Here is a 23,540-nt window from a genome sequence, read left to right as displayed (position 1 = left end):
TGCACTGATTGCATTGACCTGCCTGGCGCTGACCGCTTGCGGCGGTGGCGACGACAATTCCTCGCCCGCGGCGTCCGGCGGATCGGGCACGACCAACAACGGCGGCAGCGGCGGGACGGGCGGCACGGGTTCCGGCGGCAGCGGCGGTTCGGGTGGCTCGGGCGGCGTCACGCTGACGTGGCGCTACGAGGCGCAGCCTGTCGCGGCCGACAAGGCGAGCTTCCTGACGCTGATCAACAACGAAGGCGCGAAGGGCTATCGCTATCTGGGTGACTACTTCTACACTGCGGGCAATGGCGGAACGCAGTCGATCTTCGTGAACGATGGCACCGCGCAGACCTACACATACCAGTTGCAGACGGCACCGGCCGACATGACGTCCTTCGTTAATGCGGCCAACGCGCAGGGGGCGAGCGGCTACCGCTACGAAGGGCCGCTCACGTACGGCGATCTCTATCGCAAGGATGGCGGTTCATCCGCCACCTACACGTACACGACGACTAGCCTGCCGGCCGATGCCAACGCGTTCCTCACGCAGGCGAACGGCCAGGGCCAGTCGGGCTACTGGTTGCTCGGCCCGCTGATGGTGGGCGCCGTGCAGGCGAACGTGTACATGAAGAATAACGCGTCGAACGCGACCTATACGTACGACGCGCTGGCGCCGACGTCGACCGTCAACGACTTCATTGCACAGGCCAACAGCGAAGGGGCGAAGGGTTATCGCGCGAAGGGCGGCATGGCATTCGGTACCGCGATCTCGTGGATCTACGTGAAGGACCAGACGCAGTCGCCGACCTTCACGTACCAGTCGGCCGCGATCCAGTCGACCGGCGCGAGCTTCGTGCAGCAGGCCAATGCGTTCGGCGCGCAAGGAGGCGCCTATCTGAGCGATCTGGCTCTGGGCACCCCCACGCCGGTGATGGCATCGTTCTATTTCACGCCGAAGAACTGCACGGGCTTCCTGTGCACGACGCTAAATCCGCTCACGCAGAATTAGGCGGGCGCGTTGCCCGCTGCTGCATTGCGCGAGTCGTTGCAACTAGCACGATCCGAGTACGTCGAATCGAGTGCCTCAGGTGCGCCACGTGATATGCGGCTGCATCTTTCGCCGCCGGCTTGCCGGCGGCATTTCAATTTATACGTGTGTCGGTTTGGGTACCGGGGCCGTTAAGTGCGAACTGTCTCGAAAAGCGACGTCACCCGTTGCGAAAAATCCCGTTATACGCACTCAACGCCGGCGCCCCGCCGAGATGCGCGTACAACACCTTCGACCCCGGCTCGAATTCCCCGAGCCGCACCTTGTCGATCATCCCGTGCATCGATTTCCCTTCATAAACGGGATCGGTCAGCATGCCTTCCAGCCGCGCGCACAGCCGAATCGCTTCCAGCGTGCCGTCGCTCGGCAGCCCATATTCCGGGCCGCCGTAACGCGTGTCGAGCACGACATCCCGTTCGACGATATCGCGGCCGAGCCCGACCAGCTCGGCCGTATGCCGCGCGATGCGCGTGATCTGTTCGCGCGTCTGTTCCGGCTTCGCCGACGCATCGATGCCGATCACGCGGTCCGCGCGCCCGTCGGCCGCGAAGCCGACGACCATCCCTGCCTGCGTGCTGCCCGTCACCGAGCAGACGACGACGTAATCGAACCTGAAGCCGAGCTCGGCTTCCTGCGCGCGCACTTCTTCCGCGAAGCCGACGAATCCGAGCCCGCCGAGCGGATGCTCGGAACAGCCGGCCGGAATCGGATACGGCTTGCCGCCCGCCTGTCGCACGCTCTCCATCGCTTCTTCCCAACTACGGCGAATACCGATGTCGAAGCCGTCGGCGACGAGCCGCACGTCGGCGCCCATCATCCGCGACAACTGGATGTTGCCGACCCGGTCGTACACCGGATCTTCATAGTTGACCCAGTGCTCCTGCACGAGCACGCATTTCATCCCGAGATGCGCGGCGACGGCCGCGACCTGGCGCGTCTGGTTCGACTGCACGCCGCCGATCGACACGAGCGTATCCGCGCCTTGAGCGAGCGCGTCGGGAACGAGATATTCGAGCTTGCGCGTCTTGTTGCCGCCGAATGCGAGGCCGCTGTTGCAGTCCTCGCGCTTCGCATACAGCTCGACCTTGCCGCCGAGATGCGCGCTCAGGCGCTTGAGCGGCTGGATGGGCGTCGGGCCGAACGTCAGCGGGTAACGGGGGAAGCGTTGCAGATTCATCGGCGGGGCTCCGGAACAGGGGACGAGGCGGAAATCGGATCGTTCGGGCGCGGCCGGCACGCCGTGCTCCGATGACGAAAATGATAGGCAGAAGCAGGGGAAATGAGCTTGCGAAATCAATTGCGGCAGCCTACGTTATCGACGATATGAGCGGAAGATAAACAATTTCAATTCGTCTAAAACGAGGTTTGCGCAATGAAATTAGATCGAAGCAGTGCATCGCCGGCCGACGCCGCACCGGCGCTCGACCGGATCGACCGCGCGATCCTGCGGCAATTGCAGCAGGACGCGTCGATCTCGAACGTGAGCCTCGCAGCGAAAGTGAAGCTGAGCGCGCCGGCGTGCCTAAGGCGCGTCGAGCGGCTGAAGGAAATGGGGCTGATTCGCGGCATCGTCGCGTTGCTCGACCCGAAGCCGCTCGGCGCCGGGATGCTGGTCGTGATCGGCTTCGTGCTCGATCGCTCGACGCCGGAAACGTTCGCCGCGTTCGAGAAGGCCGCGCAGAAGGTGTCGGGGTGCGTCGAGTGCCATGTCGTGACCGGCGAGTTCGACTATTTCATGCTCGTGCGCACGCGCGACAACGACAGCTTCAATCGGCTGCACGCGGAACAACTGCTGTACCTGCCGGGCGTACGGCAGGTGCGTTCGTTCATGGTGCTCAAGGAGATCCTGTCGACCCATGCGTTGCCGCTGTAGCGCGGCGGGACGGCCGGTTTCGCGTCGGTCGGCCGCGCGGAACGAATTGCAATTGCACCGTTCATACGTCAGTTCGCGTCCTTGACTATCATGCGCCGATGCAGGGCAGTGGCTGCATGTCGCGACAACCCAACTGTGAGGGCATCATGGCAAGACAGACGATGGCGGAATACCTGGCGAAGACGCTCGCGGCAGCGGGCGTCGAGCGCATCTGGGGCGTGACGGGCGACAGCCTGAACGGCCTGTCGTTCAGCCTGAGCCAGCTCGGCTCGATCCGCTGGATGCACACGCGGCACGAGGAAAGCGCGGCGTTCGCGGCCGGCGCCGACGCCGCGTCGACCGGGCGGCTCGCGGTGTGCGCGGGCAGTTGCGGCCCAGGCAACCTGCACCTGATCAACGGGCTGTACGACTGCCACCGCAATCACCAGCCGGTGCTCGCGATCGCCGCGCACATCCCGTCCACCGAGATCGGTCTCGGCTATTTCCAGGAAACCCATCCGCAGGAGCTGTTCCGCGAATGCAGCCACTTCGCCGAACTCGTGACGAACGCGTCGCAGTTCCCGCGCGTGCTGGCGCGCGCGATGCGTACCGCGATCGACGAGCGCGGCGTGGCGGTGATCGTGCTGCCGGGCGACATCGCGCTCGGCGACGGCCCGGACGAAGCGCCCGCGTGGAGCGACGCGGCGCCGCCGGCGATCCTGCCGGCCGATGCCGACCTCGACCGGCTCGCGGCGCTGCTCAACGGGTCGGATGCGGTCACGCTGCTGTGCGGCAGCGGCACGCAGGGCGCGCACGACGAGGTGGTAGCGCTGGCCGACACGCTCGGCGCGCCGGTCGTGCATGCGCTGCGCGGCAAGCAGTTCGTCGAATGGGACAACCCGTTCGACGTCGGGATGACGGGGCTGATCGGTTTCAGTTCCGGCTATCACGCGATGGAGTCGTGCGACACGTTGCTGATGCTCGGCACGGATTTCCCGTACCGGCCGTTCTATCCGGCCCACGCGAAGATCGCGCAGATCGACTGGAAGGGCTCGCAGCTCGGCCATCGCGCGCCGCTCGCGCTCGGGCTGGTGGGCACCGTGAAGGAAACGATCGCGGCGCTGCTGCCGCGGCTCACGCGCAAGACGCAGCGGCGCTTCCTCGAGAATGCGCTGAAGCACTACGCGGCCGCGCGCAAGGGGCTCGACGATCTCGCGGTGGCCGAGCCGCCGGGCCGCGCGATCCATCCGCAGTACCTGACGAAGATCATCGACGAAGTCGCGGCCGACGATGCGATCTTCACGGCCGACGTCGGCACGCCGACGCTTTGGGCGGCGCGCTACCTGACGATGAACGGCAAGCGGCAACTGCACGGCTCGTTCAACCACGGGTCGATGGCGAATGCGATGCCGCAGGCGCTCGGCGCGCAGGGTGCGCATCCGGGGCGGCAGGTCGTGTCGTTGTCGGGCGACGGCGGGCTGTCGATGCTGCTCGGCGATCTGCTGAGCGCGCGCCAGCTCAAGCTGCCGATCAAGATCGTCGTGTACAACAACAGCCTGCTCGGCTTCGTGTCGATGGAGCTGAAGGCGGCCGGCTATCTCGACACGAACGTCGACCTGAGCCCGACCGACTTCGCGGCGATCGCGAAGGGCGCCGGCATCTTCAGCGTGCGCGTCGAGCATTCGGAGAACGTCGAACACGCATTGCGCACCGCGTTCGAGCATGACGGGCCGGCGGTGGTCGACGTCGTCACGTCGAAGTACGAGCTCGCGATGCCGCCGAAGATCGAGCTCGCGCATGCGAAGGGCTTCAGCCTGTTCATGCTGCGCGCGATTCTCAGCGGGCGCGGCGACGAGATCGTCGAACTGGCGAGAACCAACTTGCGGTGACGGTGTATCGCGCGTCGTGCGGCGAGCGTGGCGCGCGGTTCGCAGGCGGGGCTGTACCGCCCACTTGCGCACGGTTTCGATGAACGGCGGGAACAACGATATGGCGGCCGAAATGCTGACCCCATTTCGGCCGCCGTACCGCTGACGGCCGGCGATCGCGCAGCGATCGACACGGCGCTGCGGCAGGCCCGGTTCGTCGACGCGCGTTATCCCGCGCACTCGCGGCAGCGCATCGATGATGGCTCGGCAATCGACGGCCGATCCGGCACGAATTGGTCAGGAGAATCAGGGTCAATCTTCACGTCGTCTTAAGTTTGCGTTTCCTAGAATCGATTGATCGTCGCGTGTCCCGCGGCGGACCGATTCGCCCAGGAGGATGCGCATGAACCTTGCCCGTGTCGCCGTAGCCCTGTCCCGCGCAGTCGTCGGCCTGTCGCCGCCGACCGCGCACGCGCCGGAGGCCCGCCTATGACGTGGCCGAACGCGTGGCGTGTCTCGGCACTGTTCGTGCGCGAGTGGGTCGGCCGGCCGGCCGCGGTGGGCGCGTTGTGCCCGAGTTCGCGGCATCTGGCGCGCGAGATGGCCGACGCGGTGCCGGATGGCGACGGGCTGGTCGTCGAACTCGGCGGCGGCACCGGCGCGATCACCGCGGCGCTGCTGGAACGCCGCGTCGCGCCCCGGCGTCTCGTCGTCGTCGAACGCTCGCCGGCGTTCGTGCAGCATCTGCGACGGCGCTTTCCCGGTATCTCGATCGTGTCGGGCGACGCACGGCAGCTCGAGCGGTTGCTGCCGCCGGGCGCGACGGTCGACGCGATCGTGTCGTGCCTGCCGCTGCGCACGCTGCCCCGTGAGGCCGTGGCGGCGATCGTCGGTCAATGCCATCGCGTGCTGTCGGCCGACGGCGTGATGATTCAATTCACCTACGACCTGCGCCCGCCAGGCCGTCATCCGCTCGGCGACTCGGCATTCGTTGCCAGCGGCAGCCGGATCGTCTGGGCCAATCTTCCACCTGCACGAATCGTCACCGTGCGCTGCGCCGCCGCCGCATACGCCGGCTGAGCCCGGTCGCGCGGGGCGCCCGGACGCGGCGCCTCGTTCCATCCTTTCATCAGCCATACCGATCCTTCCAGTTTCCATTCATCTTGCCGTCACATCGGCTTCCTACCATCGCCTTTCATTTCGAAAGCATCAACGGCGGGGGAGATCGGCAACATGAATCGAATCAAAATGGCGGCGCTGCTGTGTGCCGGCGCCTTTGCGCTGGCCGGATGCGGCAGCGACGACGGCCCGACCAGCTCGACACCCGCCCCGGTGAAGACGGCGGCGCGCAACGTGATCTTTTTCCTCGGCGACGGGATGGGGATGACGACGCTGACGGCGGCACGCATCTACGGCGTCGGTGAAGACGGCGCGCTGACGATCGATACGTTGCCGGAATCCGCGTTCGTGAAGACCTATTCGAACGATGCGCAGGTGACGGACAGCGCGCCGTCGATGTCGGCGTACATGACCGGGGTCAAGACCAACAACGAAGTGATCTCGATGTCGCCCGACACGAAGGCGATCGAGCCGAGCGCGGGCCTCACCGGCAACTGCGGCGCGAACAACGGCAAGTCGGTGTCGACGCTGCTCGAAATCGCGAAGGCGAACGGGATGGCGACCGGCGTCGTGACGACCACGCGCGTCACGCACGCGACGCCCGCCGCGACGTATGCGCACGTGTGCCACCGCGATGCCGAGAACGACATCGCCGCGCAGCTCGTGCCGGGCGGCGCGGGCTACAACGGCGCGCTGGGCGACGGCGTCGACGTCGTGCTCGGCGGCGGCGCGCAATTCTTCGTGCCGAAGGACGGCAGCGGCAAGCGCACCGATGGCCGCAACCTGGTCAACGAACTGAAGGCGAAAGGCTACGCGTTCGCGCAGAACCGCGACGACCTGCTGGCCGCCGATGCGACGAAGCGCGGCAAGCTGGTCGGCCTGTTCGCGTCGAGCCACATGAGCTACGACCTCGATCGCGGCGCGACCAGGGAGCCGAGCCTCGCCGACATGGCCACGCGCGCGCTCGACGTGCTGCAGGCCAACCCGAACGGCTATTTCCTGATGGTCGAGGGCGGCCGGATCGATCACGCGCTGCACGACACCAATGCGAAGCGCGCGCTGCAGGACACGATCGCGTTCGACAACGCGATCAAGGCGACGCTCGACAAGGTCCGCAAGACCGATCCCGACCTGACGAACACGCTGATCGTCGTCACGGCCGATCACGATCACACGCTGGTGCTGAACGGCTATGCGGCGCGCACCGGCAAGACGGAAGCGGGCAAGCCCGGCGTGCTGGGCGTGCTGCGCAGCTACCAGACGGGCGCGATCGCGAAGGATGCGGACGGCGCGCCGTACACGATCATCGGCTTCGGCAACGGCGAGAACCGCGTGCAGGGCAGCCGCGCGGGCACCGCGCTGACCGATGCGGTGACGGGCGCCGACGACTATCGCCAGGAGGCGGTCGTGCGAATGGACAAGGGCAACGAGACGCACGGCGGCACTGATGTGTTCCTGGGTGCGATCGGTCGCGGCGCGGATGCGTTCCACGGCGTGATCGAGAACAACAGGGTCTTCGAGCTGGTGCGCAACGCGGTGCAGCTTTGAGCGCCGACAACACGGGTACAGGGGAATACAGGATGTCGACCATCAAGTGCATCGCGGCGGCGCTGGCCGTCGCGGGTTTCGCGTGCGGCGCGGCGCAGGCCGCCGGCCAGGCGAAGAACGTGATCTTCTTTCTCGGCGACGGCATGGGGCCGACGACCGTGACCGCGAGCCGGATCTACAAGGTCGGCGAATCGGGGCAACTGACGATGGAGAAGCTGGCCCGCACCGCGCGCGTCAAGACCTTCTCGAACGACGCGCAGACGACCGACAGCGCGCCGTCGATGGCCGCGTACATGACCGGCGTGAAGATGAACAACGAAGTGCTGTCGATGTCGTCCGACACGCGCGCGGTCGCGCCGGGCAGCGACGTCAACGGCAACAAGACCGTCAACCATTGCGCACCGGGCAACGGCCAGCCGGTCGCGACGCTGCTGGAACTGGCGAAGGCGCGCGGCAAGGCGGTCGGCGCGATCACGACCACCGAGCTCACGCATGCGACGCCGGCCGCGACCTATTCGCACATCTGCCATCGCGATGCGCAGTACGACATCGCCGCGCAGGCCGTGCCCGGCGGCGCGGGCTACAACGCGGCGCTCGGCGACGGCGTCGACGTGCTGATGGGCGGCGGCCGCAACCACTGGACGCCGTTCGATCCGGTGTCGAACAAGCGCGGCCGTGCCGACGGGCGCAACCTGCTCGACGAGATGAAGGCGAAGGGCTACACGGTCGTCGCGACCCGGGATCAGCTCGCGCAGGCCGGCAACGGCAAGCTGGTCGGTCTCTTCAGTTCGACGAGCCATCTCGAGTACGAACTCGATCGCGTCGCGGGCAAGGGCGAAGGGCCGACGCAGCCGAGCCTGGCCGACATGACGTCGAAGGCGATCGACGTGCTGTCGAAGAATTCGAACGGCTATTTCCTGATGGTCGAAGGCGGCCGGATCGATCACGCGCTGCACGGCACCAACGCGAAGCGCGCGCTCGAAGACACGGCGGCGTTCGACGAAGCGATCCGCGTCGCGCTGTCGAAGGTCGACCTGGCGAATACGCTGATCGTCGTGACGGCCGACCACGACCACACGATGACGATCAACGGCTATTCGAAGCGCGGCAACCCGATTCTCGACATCAGCCGCAACTATCGCGACGGTCAGCCGAGCAAGGATGCCGACGGCAATACCTACACGACGCTGGTGTTCGGCAACGGCGCCAACCGGCCGAACGTGCGCGCGTCGGTCGATTCGGCCACCGCGATGAACGAAGCGTACCTGCAGGAAGTCGGCGTGCGGATGGGCAGCGCGGGATCGGAGACGCACGGCGGCGGCGACGTGATGCTGTTCGCCGACGGCGCGGACGCGAAGGCGTTCAAGGGCACGATCGACAACACGAAGGTGTTCGGTCTCGTGCGCTCGGCGTTCGGCTTCTGAGCCGGGTGACGTCACGATGAAACGTCAGCTTCTCTGCGTGCTCGCTTGCGGGGGGGTGTCACTGCCCGCGGTGGCCGCCGCCGATCTCGATGCCGTGCTGCAGCACGAAAGCCGCACGGTCACGGCCGACGGCGTGACGCGCACGACGCTGTATCGTGAACGGATGGTGCGGCGCGACGGCCACGTGTGGGTCGAGCGCGTGCTGCCCGCGGCGGCGGCCGGTGGCGAGCATGGCGACGATCACGGTCATGACCACGATCACGATGCGGGCCGCCGCGCCGGGGTAAAACCGGCCGCGGCCCACGCCGGCCACAAGCATTTCAACTTCCAGGCCGCCGCGCGGCACGTCACGTACGACGGCAAGTCGGCTCGCATCGAGTACGTGGACGTGGCGAACCGGACGGTCGTCAGCGTGCCGCCGGCCGAGTACGAAACCACGGGCTTCGACGGCTCGTGGGACAACGCGTACTACGTGACGCCGCCGTCGCAGTTGAAGCGGCTCGCGGTCGCCAAGCGCGGCGGCGCGCCCGGCACCGTCTGGTACGAGCAGGCCGTGGACACGCCCGGCGCGCGCGGCGCGAACCGGATTCTGTGGAGCGAGCGGTTGCAGGCGCCGCTGTCGGTCGAATACCGCAGCGCGGACGGCCGCGTGACGCGCAAGCTGACGTTGACGCCGGCACCGGCCGCGCGGCGGGACACGTTGCCGTGGCAGACGCTCGCCGGCTATTCGCGCAAGGAATACGCGGACTATCTCGATTGAGCGACGCGGCGCAAGCGGCGCTTGCGGTCGGGCCGGCCGGTATCGTGCAGGCGATACCGCGTGGCCCTGGCCGCTTCCGCCTTGTTCGCCGCGACGTGCGGGAAACTAGACGCGCGCGCTGTCCGTCACTCGCGCCGCGGGCCGCGACGCCGCACGCTTGATGAAGCGGTCGAGCGGCGTCGCATAGCCGCGCGCGATGACCGCACTCACGCCGGCCGACAGCGCCAGATACGCGACGAGCAGCACCAGCTTGCCGTCGCCATGCGTGGCAGACGGCGGCCAGAACGTGCGCAGCGTGCCGAGCACGATCAGGTGGAACAGATACAGCTCGTAGCTGAGCCGGCCGCTCCAGCGCAGCGGCGCGAGCAGGCGACCGCGAGCGGGGGCGCGTTCCGCATGGGCGCCGATCAGCAGCACGGCCGTGCCGAGCGCCATCGCGGACACGCCGAGCACATGGCTTTCGGCGATCGGCCACGCGAGATAGAGCGCGGTCATCAGTGTCGCGACAAGCCGCTGCACGGGCGCGGCTGCAAGCTTGCGACATTGCGCGCGTTCGGCGAGCAGCGCGGTGCAGCAGCCGATCGCGATGCCGTCGAAGCACGCGAAGTACGCATAGAGGAACCCGCCTTCGTCACCCGGATGCGTGTAGCGGTACACGGGACCGATCGCGGCGATCAGCAGCCAGAACGCGAGCAACCGCGTGTCGCGACGCAGTGCGATGCACAGCAGCGGAAACGACAGGTAGAACACCTCTTCGACCGACAGCGACCACAGCACGCCGAGCGCGTAGTTGACCCATCCGTACGCGCCGATCAGCACGTTCATCCAGAACGTGAGCGACGCCAGATTCACTAGCCAGTACGACACGGCGACGCCCTGCGGCGCGTGGTTCGCGAAGATCGGCACGCCGGCCGCCGCGAGGCCGTTGACGAGCGCGAGCAGCAGAAGCAGGCACGGGACGATCCGCGCGATGCGCGACACGTAGAACGCGCGCACGTCGAGCGCGCCGAGGCTGCCCCAGCGGCGGCGCGCGTTCGACGTGATCAGGTAGCCCGAGATCGCGAAGAACATCGTCACGCCGTAGTTGCCGTTGCGCACGATCGCATGGATCGTGTCCCAGCCGGGCACGCGCGCGAGCGCGGTGTCGCGCAGCGAATACGCGATGTTGAAGTGATGCAGCAGCACGAGCAGGATCGAGATGCCGCGCAGCAGGTCGATGCGGGCGTTGCGGGGCGCGGCGCTCATTGCGGCCGGGCCGGTTCGGCGAGCGTCGGCAGCGCCGCGAGGAACGTGTCGCGCGCGCGCAGGCCGGCATTCGGCGTCTGCTGCGCGTCGTCCTGGATCAGGTTCGCGAACACCAGCGTGCGCGCGCCCTGCGTCGCCCAGCCGACGAACCAGCCGTATGCGTGTGCGGCGTCGTACTGGATACCGGGCGAGCCGGTGCCGGTCTTGCCGTGCACCGTCCAGCCGCCCGGTTGCGCGTCGATCAGCGTGATGCGCGCGATCATGTCGTACGCGTGCGCGCTGACGGGCAGCGTCCGTTGCGTGATCCTGCGCATGAACGCGACCTGTTCGAGCGGCGAGATGCGTAGCGACGCATTGACCCACGCGCCCATCACGCCGGGCCGTTCGCCCTCGTTGCTGGTGACGTCGGCGTTGCCGTAGCCGAACGCGCTCGTGTACTGCTGGAAGCGCGCTTGCCCCAGCGCCTGCGTGACCTGCTGCGAATACCAGAAGATCGACAGCTTCATCCAGCGTGCCGGGTCGGTCGGCTCGCGCCACGGCGCACCGCCCCAGTCGGGGTAGCCGGCATGGAAATCGAGCGTGGGCGTGTGCGCGTCCTTCAGCACGCCGGCGTCGAAGCCCATCAGGCCGATTGCGACCTTGAACGTCGATGCCGGCGTCACGCGGGTCGTGCAATCGCCCCGCTGCACGAGCACCTTGCCGGTGGCGGCGTCGGCGACGACCGTGCAGACGGGATGGGCGCCGGAAGACGCGGCGGCCAGGAGGCCGGCGAAGGCGAACAGCGCAGGGCGCCAGGGCTTCAAGTGCAACTCCTTGGAAAGGTGCGGACGGTGCGCGGGGCGGGCGGAAGCGGCAGGCCGTGCGCGATCGAAGCCGACGGCAGGCATCGGTGACATCGATCGAGGTCGTCGGGACGGCTCACAGTGTATCGGCGGAGCGACGGCTGTCGACCTGTCATGGTTGACGGGCACGCGCGACGGCCGAGCGGCCGTATCACGTCGTCAAGACGGGCCAGCGCCCGGCCGGCATGCCGTTTTTTGCACGGGCACACCGTTTTTTTGCACGGCGTTTATATGGTCCCTTCTAAGCTGGGGACGTGTCGAACAGCCGGGACGGCTTCCGTCCGCGCCATGACCTTCATTCATCCCTTTCCCGCGTTCGATGTCGCCGGCCGCCGGTTGCGCGCCGGCCCATCCGGCGACGTCGTACCGTTCCCGCCGCCGCGCCCGCGCCTGCAACTGCCGGTCACGCTGACGGCCGGCTCCGCCGCGGCCGCGCACGCCCGGCTTGCCGCATTGCTGCATTCCCCGCTCGGCGTGTACGTCGTCAGCGCCCGCGCGGTGCGCAACGTGATCCACGTGCATTTCGACATCGCCGCGGAAGATCTGGATTTCACGCTGCACACGCTGATCGCGCAGCAAGTCGATGCGGTAATCGGGCCGATCGCGCGCCGGTTGCGGCTCCCGGCCGACGCTGGCTGAGCCGGGAACGGCGATTGCTTGGCTAATCCGCCGCCGATTCGCCGGCCGCGGTGCTGTTCGCCGGCTGGCGATGGTGGACGTTTGTGCGCTGCGTCGAACGCGGCGCGACCCCTGAACAGGGAGGGCCCATGTACCTTACGGAAGAAGTGCGTGTTGCGCGCCCGGCTGCCCGTCGCGCGCATACCGCGGCGTTGCCGTCGGGCAGGCAGCTTGCCCGGCAGTTGACGGTGACGGTTCGCGCGGCGGACGTGCTGCTGCGCCAAGCGATTCGCGTGCCCGATCGCCATCAGTGGTCGGTCGACGCCGAACGCGTCGACGCGGCCGGCGGGCCGCTCGCCGCGTGGGATTCCCACGTGACGTTCCGCATCGTCAAGGCATTCGCACCGGCGTTCGATGCGGATGCGTGTGCGGCCGACCCCGATCAAGCGGCGGTCGAGATCCGATTGTTTCTTCCCGAACAGGCTTACGTCGCCGAGCGGCGTATCGGCATCTTCGGCCGCCGGCACGGCCAGCGGTTCAGCGCGACGCTGTCGGTCACGGCCGGCTCGCAGTGGGGCGGCCGGCGCAGCGAGCACGTTCCGCCGGCCGGGCGGCACGTGCACGGCGACACGCTGGAAGCGCTCGTCGATACGGTAGCCGGCATCGTCAACGCGGCGTTGCGCGCGGCCGGGCATGGCGCGACCGGCCATCGCTGACCTTGCTGCGAGCCGGCGCCGGCGGGCTCACGCGTCGCCGGTCTGCCCGGTCTGCCGCTGCAGGTCTTCCATCAATTGTTCCGCGAGGAAGTCGCACGGCGGCCGTTTCGACTTGGTGCTGCGCGCGAGGATCAGCTCGAGCGGCGGCAGGTCGGGCAGCCCGTGCGAGCGGCCGAGCATCGACAGTTGCGCGGGAATCGCGCAGCGCGCGAGCGGCGCGACCGCGAGGCCGGCCTCGACCATGCTGAGCAGCCCGAGCAGGCTCGGGCTTTCATACGACGTGCGATAGGGGACTTTCGCGCGTTCGAGGCTGCGGATCGCGTTCTCGCGCGCGACGCTGCCCGGCATGAACACCGCGATCGGCAGCGGCCGTTCCTCCCAGACGCGCGGCCCGTTCGTCATCGCGGCCCACGCCATCGGCTCGTGGCGGATGAAATCGCCCGACAGCCCCTTGATGCGCGTGCCGCACACGAGATCGACGGTGCCCTCCTTGATCAGCGGCGCGAGCGCGCTGCTCGGCAGCCCCATCACCTGGATCTCGACCTTCGGGTAGGTTGCGGAGAATTTCTTCAGCACCGACGGCAGCAGCGACGACGCATAGTCGTCCGGCACGCCGATCACGACCTTGCCGGTCACTTCCGGCCGCACCACGGCCGCCCATGCCTCGTCGCGCAACGCCAGCATTCGTCTGGCGAATCCCAGCAGCACCTCGCCCTCGCGCGTCAGCACGATGCTGCGCGGCTTGCGCACGAACAGCGGCCGGCCGATCGCGTCTTCGAGGCTCTTGATCTGCATGCTCACGGCCGACTGCGAGCGGTTCACGGCCTCGGCCGCGCGGGTCATGTTGCCGGTTTCCGCGACGGCGACGACGGTGGCCAGCACGTCGTGATCGAGCATCTTCATGGGTATCAGGAAAACTGAACGTAACGATCAGCATTATGCGTTTTTATTGTTGCTGTGTGTCTGCCATAGTGCGATCACGCTGGTGTTTCGCCCCAGGGCGGCGCGGCGTTCAGGCCGGTTGATCCGGCGTGCAGCACCGAACAAGGAAGCGTGGTGTATCGATGATCGACCATCCGTTGCGCGCCGCACTGGCCGCGGAATTGCATGCCCGGCCGTTCCTGCGGCTCGCCGAAGCCGTGTCGCTCACGCATTACGCGATCTATGCGGACGGCCAGCCCGACATCCACGAAACGCTGCTGCACGCGCTGTGCCGCGACACGGGGATCGACGCGCCGCACGAAGGCGCGACGCACCATGCGGTGCAGTCGCCGTGCGGCTGGTACCTGAAGTGGGAACGCCACACCGAATTCTCGACCTTCACGTTCGTCGCGCCGCGTCGCGACACCGGTTATTTCGACGATCGCGCGATCGCCGGCATTCCGGCCGCGTGGTTCGCGCGGCTGGCCGGCATCCGCTTCGTCGCGGTACGGATGGAACTGCTGTCGGGCGACGCCGCGCGGCGCGTGTGCGGCGACCTGCGGCGCTGGATCGACGGGCCCGCGCTCGTCGGCAGCCACGTGCTCGGCGGCGGCAAGGTGTTCTGCGACTGGCACGTGCGCGACGACGGCTTCATGCGCTTTCTCGTCGTCGACGAGGATTTCCGCGAGGAGCAGGGCGGCCGGCTGTTGCAGCGTCTGTACGAAATCGAGACGTACCGGATGATGGCGCTGCTTGCGCTGCCCGTCGCGCGCGGGATGAGCCGCGAGCTCGACGAAATCCATGCGGCGCTGCATGCACTGATGCAGCGGATGGACGCGAGCGGCGCCGACGGCGACGACGCGGCGTTGCTCGTCAAGCTCACGCATCTCGCGGTGCGGGTCGAATCGTTGTCGGGATCGGGGGCGCGCTTCAGCGCGTCGCGCGCGTACGAAAAGCTCGTGCTCGCGCGTATTCAGGAGTTGCGCGAGGAGCGTATCGAAGGCATGCCGACGCTCGCCGAATTCATGGAGCGGCGTTTCGCGCCGGCGATGGAAACCTGCCGCAGCGTGTGGGCGCGCCACGAACAGATCGCCGCGCGGATCGCGCGGGCGGTCGACCTGCTGCGCACCCGCGTGAATCTCGCGCAGGAAAAGGACGTTACGCGGCTCCTGGCCGGCATGGAGCGCACCGCGCGCAACCAGCTTCATTTGCAGCACGCGGTCGAAGGGCTGTCGGTGGCCGCCATTTCGTACTACGTGCTGTCGCTCGCGACCGCGGCGTTCAAGGCGCTGCACGTGATGAACCTGCCGGTCGATCCCGAACTGGCGGAAGGGCTGTTGATCGCGCCGGTCGTGTTCGCGGTGATCCACATCACGCGGCGCACGCGCGCCCAGCTGGCGCGGTCCGAGGCGGCGCACGACGGCACGCCTGTGCAGGCGGTCGCGTTGAAGCAGGCCAGCTAGACCATCAACGACATATCAAAGCAAAGGAATGGAGATGACTTTCATGCAAACGCAATCCAACTGCCTCAGCGGCATCGATGCCTTCGATCAACCGGTTCGGGACGAAGCCGGCGCGCCGGAAGCGGGGCGCGTCACTTCGTATCAGGCCGTGCTGCAGGAGCCGACGACATCGCTCGTCGGCGGCGCGATCGACCGGCCGGAGGTCGCGGCGGTGGCGATCCTCGGGTACAACTGACGCGCGTTCCCTGCGCGTCGGATCAACGTCACGCGGGCGTTTCGGTCGAGTGAAACGCCGGACGTCCGCGCGGGACGGCGTTGCTTGCCGTCGCGCATGACGGCATTCAGCCGGACGCCTTGTTGCGCGTCGCACGCGCGCTGCCTTCCCGCCTCGATCTTTCCGCCCCGTGCGCGAGCGCCAGCTCGACGAACGCACGCGCGGCCGCACTCCGATACGCGCCCCGGCGCTGCAACAGCACGGCCGTGCGCCGCAGCACCGCCGGATCGAGCGCGACGGCAACGAGATCGTCGTGCTCGACGGCGATCGTCGCCGGCAACAGCGTCGCAAGCGTCGTGCGGCGCACGATCTCGATCACCGCACCGAGCGAATTCGCTTCCATCAGCACGCGCGGCTGCACGTCGTGCGCGCGGAAATAACGGTCGATTTGCGTGCGCGTCGCGAATTCCGCGGTGAGCAGCACGAGCGGTGCGTCGTGCAGCGCGCGCAACCCGGCCTTGCGTTTGCCGCCGAGCGCGTGCCCGCGGTTCACGACGAGTGCGAGCGTTTCGACCAGCAGCGTTTGCGCGTCGATATCCGCCGTCTGCACGTCCTCGAAGGCGATGCCGACATCGAGCTCGTCGTCGACGAGCAGCGCCTCGATCCGCTCCTGCGACATCTCGCGCACCGACAGCGACACGTCCGGATAGCGGCCGTGAAACGCCTCGACGAGCGGCCCGACGAGATAGCTCGTGAAGGTCGGCGTGACCGCGAGGCGCAGCGAGCCGCGGCTCAGATCCTGCACGTCGTGGATCGCACGCCGGCCTTCCGCGAGATCGTGCAGCGCCTGCCGCGCATAGCGGAAATACACGTCGCCGGCATCGGTCAGCCGCGTGACGCGTCCGGTGCGGTCGAAGAGTTGCGCGCCGAGCGTGTCCTCGAGCTGGCGGATCTGCTGCGACAGCGCGGGCTGCGACACGTGCAGCGCGGCGGCCGCGCGCGTGAAGCTGCGATGTTCGGCGACGGCCAGGAAGTAGTGGATGTGACGCAGCAGCATGGCGGTTCCCATAAGTCGTGCTTATCCGGTGGATCATAAATCAGTCTTTTACGTTATCGGAAGTCGGGCGTAACCTGCCCTTCATCGATTCCATCCGCACCGGAGAACACGCGATGAAGGACATCATCGAAGGCTTCCTGAAGTTCCAGCGCGACGCCTACCCGGCGCGCGCCGCGCTGTTTCGCGATCTCGCGCGCAGCCAGAACCCGCGGGCGCTGTTCATCTCGTGCTCGGACAGCCGGCTCGTGCCCGAACTCGTCACGCAGCGCGAGCCGGGCGACCTGTTCGTGATCCGCAACGCGGGCAACATCGTGCCGTCGTACGGTCCGGAGCCGGGCGGCGTGTCGGCGTCGGTCGAATATGCGGTCGCCGCGCTGCGCGTGACCGACGTCGTGATCTGCGGGCATTCCGATTGCGGTGCGATGACCGCGATCGCGACCTGCCAGTGCATGGATCACATGCCGGCTGTCGGCCACTGGCTGCGCTATGCCGATTCGGCGCGGGTCGTGAACGAGGCGCGCACGCACCGCAGCGAGCGCGAGCGGATCGACTCGATGGTGCGCGAGAACGTCGTCGCGCAACTGGCCAACCTGAAGACGCACCCCGCCGTGCGGCTCGCGCTCGAAGAAGGGCGTCTCGCGCTGCACGGCTGGGTCTACGACATCGAATCGGGCTGCATCGACGCCTACGACGGCGCGACCGGCCGGTTCGTGTCCCTCGCGGACCATCCCGGCGTCCGCGCTACCCCCGCGACGCTACCCGTCGCGGCCTGAATCGCTCCCACTCCACTACGAGGCATTACCATGATCCAGTCCCAGCACAGTCAGACGGCGCGCCACGCGCTGGCGGAAACCGTCGTCCTCGCGAAAGCGCGCAAGAACCTGTCGTTCGCGCAGCTCACCGAGGGCACGGGCCTGAGCGAAGCGTTCGTCACGGCCGCGCTGCTCGGCCAGCATGCGTTGCCGGCCGACGCGGCGCGCATCGTCGCCGACAAGCTCGGCCTCGACGACGACGCGGTGCTGCTGCTGCAGACGATCCCGCTGCGCGGCAGCATCGACGATCGCGTGCCGACCGACCCGACCATCTACCGTTTCTACGAAATGTTGCAGGTGTACGGCACGACGCTGAAGGCGCTCGTTCACGAGAAGTTCGGCGACGGCATCATCAGCGCGATCAATTTCCGGCTCGACGTGAAGAAGGTCGACGATCCCGAAGGCGGCTCGCGTGCGGTGATCACGCTCGACGGCAAGTACCTGCCGACCAAGCCGTTCTGACGCCGGTGCGGCGCCGTCACGCGGTGCCGCGCGGTGCCGGCCGACGTGCGCCGGCCGGCGCACGTTCCCGCCATGCCGTTTCAACGAGGACGCAACCATGGATTTTGTGAAACGAACGATCGATCTCGCGATGAAGAACGTGGAAGAGGGCGGCCGCCCGTTCGCGACGGTGATCGTCCGCGACGGCGAGATCGTCGCGGAGAGCCCGAACCTCGTCGCGCAGACCAGCGACCCGACCGCGCACGCGGAGATCCTCGCGGTGCGCGACGCGTGCCGCACGCTCGGCACCGAGCACCTGACCGACTGCGAGATCTACATCCTCGCGAGCCCGTGTCCGATGTGCCTCGGTTCGTTGTACTACTGCAGCCCGAAACGCGTGATCTACATCACGACGCGCGAGGATTACGCACCGTTCTATCGGGATGACCGCAAGTATTTCGAGCTCGATACGTTCTATGCCGAATATGCGAAACCGATTGAGGAACGCCGGCTGCCGATGGTGCAGCGAAAGCATGACGGCGCGATCGACGTGTACCGGCGCTGGAAGGAGCTGAACGCGAAGTGACATGCTTCATCGCGGACGCGATACCGGCGTGGCGGGCGTGATCGTCGCGGCCCGATGGCGGCGTTCGCGATGGCGTGAACGCGTGACGACGCGCTATAGTCGTGCGACGTCCGCCGCGGCTGCCGCACACCCGGCGATCCATTCACGCACGTGTTCGCCTCCGATGACACCGCATCCCGACGTTATCCTTCAACTGACCGACACCGGGCAACCGGCCGCCCGAGACTTCATCAGCCGCAAGCTCGGCGAATTCAACCATGCGATGACGGGGCGCGCCGATGCAGCCGCGCTCGACGTCTACGTGACCGATCCCGCGACCGGCGAGGTATTGGGCGGTCTCACCGGCCGGACGTCGCTCGGCCTGTTCTTCATCGACCTGTTCTATCTGCCCGAATCGCTGCGCGGCGGCGGCTTCGGCAGCCGGCTGCTGCGCGAGGCCGAAGCGGAGGCGAAGCGGCGCGGTTGCGCGCGTGCGGTGCTGTACACGATCTCGTTCCAGGCGCCCGACTTCTACCGGAAGCACGGTTACGAGACGTTCGGCGAAGTGCCGTGCGAGCCGGCAGGCGCGGCGCGCGTGTTTATGGTCAAGGTGCTTTGAGCGGCAACCGGTCGTTGCCTGGCATCCCGTGACACGCGGGTCGTACCGCACCGCTCGCGGATCACCGCCCGGGCGCTGCCTGCTCGACGATCATGTCGTACAGCGCCCGCGCAGCGGGCGACAGTTGCGCGCTCCGGCGGGTGACGAGCACGAGCGTGCGCGACACCGACGGTTCGACGAGCTCGATCGTACGGATCATCGGATACGCGTTCTTCTGGATCGCGAGCTTCGGCACGACGGCCGCGCCGAGCCCTTCCGCGACGAGCCCGAGCGCCGTCGAGCTGCGCTGCACCTCGTAGAACGAATGCAGCGACACGCCGCTCGTCTTCAGCGCGCCTTCGAGCAGCCCGCGATTGCCGCTCACTTCGCCGGCGAAGATCAGTGGATGCGGCTGCAGCGCCGCCCAACGGATGCGCCGCCGCTTCGCGAGCGGGTGATCGTCGCGGCACACGAGCACATAAGGGTCATGTGTGAGCGGCACGCTGACGAGTTCCGGGTGCTGGTCGCCGGCGATGCTGATGCCGAATTCCGCTTCGCGCCGCAGCACGGCCTGCAGCACCGACGCCGACGCATGATCGAGAATCTTCACGCGATCGTGCGGCCGATGCCCGGAGAACGCGCGCAGGATGCGCGGCAGATACTGCACGCCGACCGTCGGCACGCACGCGATCGTGACGTCGCCGCGCTGGCTCAGGCCGGTCTCGCGGATTTCGGTCAGCGCGTCGGACAGCTCGTTCAGCAGCCGGCGGGCCTGCGGCAGGAAACGCCGGCCGATCTCGGTCAGCGTGGTGCGGCGCGTCGTGCGCTCGACGAGCGCGACGCCGAGATACGATTCGAGCTTGCGCAGCCGCTGCGTGATTGCCGTTTGCGTGACGTGCAGCGTATCGGCTGCCTGCCTGAAGCTGCCGCCGTCGGCGATCGCGACGAAAGCCTGGACACCGAGCGTATCGATCTTCATCAGAATCTTGAATCAATCACGATATTAAATTCATTTTACTGAAGGTCGGCGGCAGTCGCAGAATGCGCTGAATCGATGGCCCGTTGCATCGCCGTGCGCGATGCAACGCAGCCGCTCATGCCGACCAGGAGATCCATCGTGACGACCCCGCTCGATCAATACGCGACCCAGTACGTGCAGTTCGAGGACGAACGGACGCGGCCGGTGCGCGACCTGCTGGCCGCCGTGCCGAAGACGCCGATCCATACCGCGATCGATATCGGCTGCGGGCCGGGCAATTCGACGGAAGCGCTGATCGCGCGCGCACCGGACGCGACGATCCACGGGATCGACGCGTCGGCGGACATGATCGCGGCTGCGCGCAAGCGCCTGCCGGCACTGCGTTTCGACCTTGCCGATGTCGCCGCCTGGGACGATCCGGGCGGCTATGACCTGATCCTGTCGAATGCGGTGCTGCAATGGGTGCCGGCGCACGACACGCTGTTCCCGATGCTCGTCGGCCGCCTCGCGCCGGGCGGCCATCTCGCGGTGCAGATGCCCGACAACCTCGATGAACCGGCGCACCGGCTGATGCGCGAAGTCGCCGCGGACGGGCCGTGGGCCGACAAGCTGAAAGGCGCGGCGCGCACCGAGCGGTTCGACGCACGCTACTATCATGCGCTGCTCGCGCCGCTGTGTTCGCGCGTGGACGTATGGCGCACGACCTATTACCACCCGCTGCGCGGCGGCGCGGATGCGGTCGTCGAATGGTTCAAGGGCAGCGCGCTGCGGCCGTTCCTCGCGGCGCTCGACGCGCCCGAACAGCGCGCGTTCGTCGCACGCTATCGCGATGCGCTGGCCGGGCCGGACGGCTATCCGGCGCAGGACGACGGCACGGTGCTGTTGCCGTTTCCGCGCCTGTTCATCGTGGCGACGCGGAAGTAGCGCGGTATCGACGCGACGGCCGGCCGTGCCTCAGCGCACCGCCGGCACCGATGCCGGGTCGACCGTGCGGCTTCGCGCGGTCTGCCCGTCGCGCAGGTCCTTGTACCAGAACAACGCGACTTCCCCGGCGTTCTCGCCATCGGCGTACAGGAAGCGGTCGTGGCCGCCGAGCGCGAAGCCCGCGCGTGCATAGGTCGAGCAGGCCGCGACGTTGTTCGCCTGCGTTTCGAGCCGCATGAAGCCGAACCCGTGGCTGCGCGCCCACGCTTCGGCGGCTGCCAGCAGGAACTGCCCGATCCCCTGGCGCCGGTACTGGCGGTCGACGGCCAGCTCCGCGATCTCGGCCATGCCGTTCCAGCTTTCCTCGATCGCGACGAAGCCGGCGAGCCGTTCGCCGGCCGTCGCGCGAAACAGCGCCGTGCGGCCCGACGCGCCGCTCGCCCAGCCGGCCGGATCGAAGCCGTAGTCCTTGCGTCGCACCGGCAGCGCGCGAAGATCGAGCAAGTCCTGATACGGCGCGTTCAATTCCCACGCGATGTCGAACGAGAAATCGCATCCGTCCAGTTCGTCGGCGGCAAGCGCGAGCGCCGGTTCGATGCTGATGTGTTCGGCTCGGTCCATATGTCGGTGTCCTGTCTTCGCGGGATGGCGTGGTGTGGTCCGTGATGCGATCGTCGTCACCATGACGGGCGGCGAATCGCATTCTCGTCGTTGCGTGGTTTTTTGCACCTGCACAATTCGTCGCGCGTGGAGCCGGCACAGACCGGCTGCGTGCGCGACGGTCGAATGCATGCGGCCGACGGATCGGGCGACACCGCATACGTTTGCGGCATTCGCGCGCGGGCCGCGGCGCTCGTTCGACCGCCTGATTATGCGGGAATTCGGCGCCGGCCAGCTGCGTCGCGATGCGATGACGCCTGACGTGCATCGCGGCTTCGCGCCGGGCTCGTCGCCGCTTGCCTGTGGATGAATGACGACAGGAACCCGAATAATTGTTTACCGTTCGGTGACAACTCGTTATATTCCGAAAAATATATCGAAGGTCGTGATGCCGTCCGGCGTCACGCCGTCCATCTGCTCCACGACAGCCGGAAGCGCGTCTGACCTGCATCGCCGGAGCAATGCGCCGGCACGCATGCGCCACCGATGCGCACACGTGCCGACGCCGCAACACGAGCGGCCGCCCTGCGGCATGCCGCTTCCGCAAGCCCACACCGGCATCGAAATGGAACATCGTGCACGCGCATGAGGCACGCGCGCGTCTGCCGGTGCGGGCTTGCGTTCGTCCGTCGTACGGTTTCTCGTCAACACGCCGCGCGTCCTGCCGCGACGCAGGCGCGCGCGTCCACAACAAAAAGGAAGCAACATGAAGAAGACCATCGTGGCCGCGGCCACACTCGGGATGTTCGGCACGGCCGCGCACGCGCAAAGCAGCGTCACGCTCTACGGGTTGATCGATGCGGGCATCACGTATTCGAACAAGGTCGCGACGACGGGCGGGCACGGCAAGCTCGTCAAGTACGGCGACGGCGTCGCGTCGGGCAGCCGCTGGGGCATCCGCGGGACCGAGGATCTCGGCGGCGGGCTGAAGGCGCTGTTCGTGCTGGAAAACGGCTTCAGCAGCGGCGACGGCTCGATCGGCCAGGGCGGGGCGCTGTTCGGCCGGCAGGCGTTCGTCGGGCTGTCGAAGAACGGCATCGGTTCGCTGACGTTCGGCCGTCAATACTCGTTCTCGACCGACTACATCGGCGCGAACTACACGATGGGCAGCCAGACGCCGGCCGGCAACTACGCGTATCACATCAACGATCTCGACCAGCTGACGTCGAGCCGCATCAACAACGCGGTGAAGTTCCAGAGCGCGAACTTCGCGGGCCTCACGTTCGGCGCGATGTACGGGTTCTCGAACTCGACGCAGTTCGCGGGCACGCCCACCACGACCGGCACGAACGGCGCGCAGGGTGCGTCGAGCGCGTACAGCTTCGGTGCGAACTACGCGCAAGGGCCGTTCGGCATCGGCGCCGCGTACACGAACATCCGCTTCCCGAACGGCGCGACGCCGGCGTTCGGCGTGAGCATCGCGAACATCAACACGTTCGGGTTGCGCGACCTCGAGACGGTCGGCGTCGGCGCGCGTTATGCGATCGCGGCGGGCCTCGTGTGGGCGAACTGGACGCATACGAAGTTCACGCCGCTGTCGGGCGAATCGTCGAAGCTGAACAACTACGAAATCGGCGGCCGCTATGCGTTCTCGCCGGCGTTGAGCGGCGGTCTCGGCTATACGTTCTCGAAGCTCGACGGCCGCTACGACGGCAAGTGGCACCAGGTCAACGCCGCGGTCGACTACGCGCTGTCGAAGCGTACCGACGTGTACGTGAGCGCGGCGTACCAGAAGGCGTCGGGCAGCAACACGATCAACGGCCGGGTCGTGCCGGTACAGGCTGAAATCGGCTCGTCGCCGTCGTTCGTCGGCAGCGCGGGCGCGAACACGCAGTTCGTCACGCGGATCGGCCTGCGTCACAAGTTCTGATCGACGCG

At 67.5% G+C, this 23,540-nt stretch carries 24 protein-coding genes; 17 read left to right on the top strand and 7 right to left on the bottom strand.

Features of this window, described 5'->3' with window-relative positions; genetic code table 11:
* Positions 1 to 997 (top strand): hypothetical protein (locus H0X95_RS23905; RefSeq protein ID WP_163123233.1); only part of this gene is annotated, 997 nt, incomplete at its 5' end.
* 199 nt (positions 998 to 1,196) lie between these two features.
* Here H0X95_RS23905 and H0X95_RS23900 read toward each other — a convergent pair.
* Positions 1,197 to 2,213 carry a 1-aminocyclopropane-1-carboxylate deaminase gene (locus tag H0X95_RS23900; RefSeq protein ID WP_006485468.1) on the bottom strand — a complete coding sequence of 339 codons (1,017 nt, stop codon included), beginning with the start codon at positions 2,211 to 2,213 and terminating at the stop codon, positions 1,197 to 1,199.
* Between the two features lie 195 nt (positions 2,214 to 2,408).
* Here H0X95_RS23900 and H0X95_RS23895 point away from each other — a divergent pair, with 195 nt between their 5' ends.
* From H0X95_RS23895 to H0X95_RS23870, 6 genes are all read left to right on the top strand, one after another.
* A complete protein-coding gene (locus H0X95_RS23895; protein ID WP_006495856.1) occupies positions 2,409 to 2,909 on the top strand; it encodes an Lrp/AsnC family transcriptional regulator in 501 nt (166 codons plus the stop codon).
* Positions 2,910 to 3,055: 146 nt separating this feature from the next.
* Complete coding sequence (gene poxB, locus H0X95_RS23890; protein WP_034178655.1) at positions 3,056 to 4,777, top strand: ubiquinone-dependent pyruvate dehydrogenase; 1,722 nt, start codon at positions 3,056 to 3,058, stop codon at positions 4,775 to 4,777.
* A 468-nt stretch (positions 4,778 to 5,245) separates the two neighbouring features.
* Entirely contained in the window at positions 5,246 to 5,836 is a 591-nt protein-coding gene (locus H0X95_RS23885; RefSeq protein ID WP_059722253.1) for a class I SAM-dependent methyltransferase, read from the top strand.
* Positions 5,837 to 5,989: 153 nt separating this feature from the next.
* The gene (locus H0X95_RS23880; RefSeq protein WP_059722255.1) at positions 5,990 to 7,423 is read left to right on the top strand and encodes an alkaline phosphatase; all 1,434 of its coding nucleotides are present in this window, start codon (positions 5,990 to 5,992) and stop codon (positions 7,421 to 7,423) included.
* A gap of 32 nt (positions 7,424 to 7,455) precedes the next feature.
* On the top strand, positions 7,456 to 8,847 hold the full coding sequence (locus H0X95_RS23875) for an alkaline phosphatase (protein ID WP_059722256.1): 1,392 nt from the start codon (positions 7,456 to 7,458) through the stop codon (positions 8,845 to 8,847).
* Between the two features lie 16 nt (positions 8,848 to 8,863).
* Positions 8,864 to 9,607 (top strand): hypothetical protein, encoded by a 744-nt coding sequence (locus H0X95_RS23870; protein WP_059722258.1) that lies wholly within the window; start codon positions 8,864 to 8,866, stop codon positions 9,605 to 9,607.
* Between the two features lie 105 nt (positions 9,608 to 9,712).
* Here the strand turns inward: H0X95_RS23870 and H0X95_RS23865 are convergent, their stop codons facing one another.
* Together H0X95_RS23865 and blaOXA are read right to left on the bottom strand one after the other, a co-directional pair.
* Entirely contained in the window at positions 9,713 to 10,852 is a 1,140-nt protein-coding gene (locus tag H0X95_RS23865; RefSeq protein WP_059722260.1) for an acyltransferase family protein, read from the bottom strand.
* Entirely contained in the window at positions 10,849 to 11,655 is an 807-nt protein-coding gene (blaOXA, locus tag H0X95_RS23860) for an OXA-1043 family class D beta-lactamase (RefSeq protein ID WP_059722262.1), read from the bottom strand. Before blaOXA ends, H0X95_RS23865 begins: the two co-directional genes overlap by 4 nt.
* A gap of 327 nt (positions 11,656 to 11,982) precedes the next feature.
* On the opposite strand from blaOXA, the gene H0X95_RS23855 reads away from it, so the two are divergent.
* Both H0X95_RS23855 and H0X95_RS23850 read left to right on the top strand, forming a co-directional pair.
* Complete coding sequence (locus tag H0X95_RS23855; protein WP_077189227.1) at positions 11,983 to 12,333, top strand: hypothetical protein; 351 nt, start codon at positions 11,983 to 11,985, stop codon at positions 12,331 to 12,333.
* 128 nt (positions 12,334 to 12,461) lie between these two features.
* A complete protein-coding gene (locus tag H0X95_RS23850) occupies positions 12,462 to 13,028 on the top strand; it encodes a hypothetical protein (RefSeq protein WP_006492966.1) in 567 nt (188 codons plus the stop codon).
* 27 nt (positions 13,029 to 13,055) lie between these two features.
* Here the strand turns inward: H0X95_RS23850 and H0X95_RS23845 are convergent, their stop codons facing one another.
* Complete coding sequence (locus tag H0X95_RS23845) at positions 13,056 to 13,931, bottom strand: LysR family transcriptional regulator (RefSeq protein WP_006485479.1); 876 nt, start codon at positions 13,929 to 13,931, stop codon at positions 13,056 to 13,058.
* Positions 13,932 to 14,092: 161 nt separating this feature from the next.
* Here H0X95_RS23845 and H0X95_RS23840 point away from each other — a divergent pair, with 161 nt between their 5' ends.
* Both H0X95_RS23840 and H0X95_RS23835 read left to right on the top strand, forming a co-directional pair.
* A complete protein-coding gene (locus tag H0X95_RS23840) occupies positions 14,093 to 15,412 on the top strand; it encodes a DUF3422 family protein (RefSeq protein WP_163123235.1) in 1,320 nt (439 codons plus the stop codon).
* A gap of 34 nt (positions 15,413 to 15,446) precedes the next feature.
* Positions 15,447 to 15,647, top strand: a complete 201-nt coding sequence (locus tag H0X95_RS23835) for a hypothetical protein (RefSeq protein ID WP_034203412.1) — start codon at positions 15,447 to 15,449, stop codon at positions 15,645 to 15,647.
* A gap of 106 nt (positions 15,648 to 15,753) precedes the next feature.
* Here the strand turns inward: H0X95_RS23835 and cynR are convergent, their stop codons facing one another.
* Complete coding sequence (gene cynR, locus H0X95_RS23830) at positions 15,754 to 16,683, bottom strand: transcriptional regulator CynR (RefSeq protein ID WP_006495842.1); 930 nt, start codon at positions 16,681 to 16,683, stop codon at positions 15,754 to 15,756.
* A 113-nt stretch (positions 16,684 to 16,796) separates the two neighbouring features.
* Between cynR and H0X95_RS23825 the strand changes: the two genes are divergently transcribed.
* The 4 genes from H0X95_RS23825 (at position 16,797) to H0X95_RS23810 (ending at position 19,120) form a co-directional block, all read left to right on the top strand.
* Positions 16,797 to 17,456 carry a carbonic anhydrase gene (locus H0X95_RS23825; protein WP_006485475.1) on the top strand — a complete coding sequence of 220 codons (660 nt, stop codon included), beginning with the start codon at positions 16,797 to 16,799 and terminating at the stop codon, positions 17,454 to 17,456.
* Positions 17,457 to 17,486: 30 nt separating this feature from the next.
* A complete protein-coding gene (gene cynS / locus H0X95_RS23820; protein WP_006495841.1) occupies positions 17,487 to 17,957 on the top strand; it encodes a cyanase in 471 nt (156 codons plus the stop codon).
* 97 nt (positions 17,958 to 18,054) lie between these two features.
* Positions 18,055 to 18,522, top strand: coding sequence for a nucleoside deaminase (locus tag H0X95_RS23815; protein WP_006485478.1), 468 nt, complete (start codon positions 18,055 to 18,057; stop codon positions 18,520 to 18,522).
* A 163-nt stretch (positions 18,523 to 18,685) separates the two neighbouring features.
* The gene (locus H0X95_RS23810; RefSeq protein WP_043205092.1) at positions 18,686 to 19,120 is read left to right on the top strand and encodes a GNAT family N-acetyltransferase; all 435 of its coding nucleotides are present in this window, start codon (positions 18,686 to 18,688) and stop codon (positions 19,118 to 19,120) included.
* A gap of 61 nt (positions 19,121 to 19,181) precedes the next feature.
* Here H0X95_RS23810 and H0X95_RS23805 read toward each other — a convergent pair whose 3' ends face one another.
* The gene (locus H0X95_RS23805) at positions 19,182 to 20,078 is read right to left on the bottom strand and encodes a LysR family transcriptional regulator (RefSeq protein ID WP_062885226.1); all 897 of its coding nucleotides are present in this window, start codon (positions 20,076 to 20,078) and stop codon (positions 19,182 to 19,184) included.
* 138 nt (positions 20,079 to 20,216) lie between these two features.
* Here H0X95_RS23805 and tam point away from each other — a divergent pair, with 138 nt between their 5' ends.
* The gene (gene tam / locus H0X95_RS23800; RefSeq protein WP_006495838.1) at positions 20,217 to 21,002 is read left to right on the top strand and encodes a trans-aconitate 2-methyltransferase; all 786 of its coding nucleotides are present in this window, start codon (positions 20,217 to 20,219) and stop codon (positions 21,000 to 21,002) included.
* 30 nt (positions 21,003 to 21,032) lie between these two features.
* Here tam and H0X95_RS23795 read toward each other — a convergent pair whose 3' ends face one another.
* The gene (locus H0X95_RS23795; protein WP_012493090.1) at positions 21,033 to 21,623 is read right to left on the bottom strand and encodes a GNAT family N-acetyltransferase; all 591 of its coding nucleotides are present in this window, start codon (positions 21,621 to 21,623) and stop codon (positions 21,033 to 21,035) included.
* Between the two features lie 745 nt (positions 21,624 to 22,368).
* Between H0X95_RS23795 and H0X95_RS23790 the strand changes: the two genes are divergently transcribed.
* Positions 22,369 to 23,532, top strand: coding sequence for a porin (locus H0X95_RS23790; RefSeq protein WP_058902666.1), 1,164 nt, complete (start codon positions 22,369 to 22,371; stop codon positions 23,530 to 23,532).
* Positions 23,533 to 23,540: the final 8 nt, after the last annotated feature.

The sequence above is a fragment of the Burkholderia sp. 9779_493 genome (assembly GCF_015712215.1).
GTDB classification, from domain to species: domain Bacteria; phylum Pseudomonadota; class Gammaproteobacteria; order Burkholderiales; family Burkholderiaceae; genus Burkholderia; species Burkholderia cenocepacia.
Note: the sequence above shows the minus strand (reverse complement) of the source record. Positions and strands in the feature narration are given on the sequence as shown.